The sequence below is a fragment of the Nonomuraea ferruginea genome, from assembly GCF_039540635.1.
Taxonomy (GTDB): domain Bacteria; phylum Actinomycetota; class Actinomycetes; order Streptosporangiales; family Streptosporangiaceae; genus Nonomuraea; species Nonomuraea ferruginea.
Map to the genome: position 1 here is coordinate 1 of NZ_BAABFD010000055.1, position 1300 is coordinate 1300.

A 1300-nucleotide genomic window follows, 5' to 3' on the forward strand; every position below is an offset into this window, starting at 1 on the left:
CCATCTCGCCGTTCTCGGTGCAGGGACCGTCGGCGATGACCTGGTTGACCTCGATCCGGTCACCCTCGGCCACGATCGGCTTCTGGTTGAACGAGGTGCCCTGGTTGGACCGCTTGAACTTGGCCACCCGGTAGGTGGTGCGGGTGCCGTCGTCGTTGGCCACGGTGACGTAGTCGGCCGAGACCTCCTCGACCACACCGGCCTTCTCGGCGCTGATGACGTCGCCCGCGTCGGTCGCGGCACGGTATTCCATGCCGGTGCCGACCAGCGGCGCCTCGCTCTTGAGCAGCGGCACCGACTGGCGCTGCATGTTGGAGCCCATGAGCGCGCGGTTGGCGTCGTCGTGCTCCAGGAACGGGATCATCGCGGTGGCGACCGACACCATCTGGCGCGGCGACACGTCGATGTAGTCGACTTCCTCGGCCCTGGCCAGCTCGGTCTCGCCGCCCTTGGTGCGGACGAGCACCCGGGACTCGGCGAACGAGCCGTCGGGGTTGAGCGTGGTGTTGGCCTGCGCCTTGACGTAGCGGTCTTCCTCGTCGGCCGTGAGGTAGTCGATCTGGTCGGTCACCTTGCCGTCGACGACCTTGCGGTAAGGCGTCTCGACGAAGCCGAACGCGTTGATCCGGCCGTAGGAGGCGAGCGAGCCGATCAGGCCGATGTTGGGGCCTTCAGGAGTCTCGATCGGGCACATCCGGCCGTAGTGGGACGGGTGCACGTCGCGGACCTCGAAGCCGGCCCGCTCACGCGACAGACCACCGGGGCCGAGCGCGGACAGACGCCGCTTGTGCGTCAGGCCGGCCAGCGGGTTGGTCTGGTCCATGAACTGGGACAGCTGGGAGGTGCCGAAGAACTCCTTGATCGACGCCACCACCGGGCGGATGTTGATCAGGGTCTGCGGCGTGATCGCCTCGACGTCCTGCGTGGTCATCCGCTCGCGGACGACGCGCTCCATGCGGGCCAGGCCCAGGCGGACCTGGTTCTGGATGAGCTCGCCGACGCTGCGCAGACGGCGGTTGCCGAAGTGGTCGATGTCGTCGGTCTCGACGATCACCGTGTCGATCGGCGCCTCGGCCGAGGCCGGCATCGAATCCTCACCCGCGTGGAGGCGGACGATGTACTCGATGGTGGCGACGATGTCTTCTTCGGTCAGCGTGCCCTGCGTGATGTCTCCGCCGACGCCGAGCTTCTTGTTGATCTTGTAGCGGCCGACCTTCGCCAGGTCGTAACGCTTCGGGTTGAAATACAGGTTCTCCAGCAGGGTCTGCGCCGACTCCTTGGTCGGCGGCTCACCCGGCCG

At 67.2% G+C, this 1300-nt stretch carries 1 pseudogene; it reads right to left on the reverse strand.

Going from position 1 to position 1300, the window contains the following annotated elements:
- Positions 1-1300, reverse strand: a pseudogene (locus ABD999_RS43735) (DNA-directed RNA polymerase subunit beta); the annotation flags it as partial.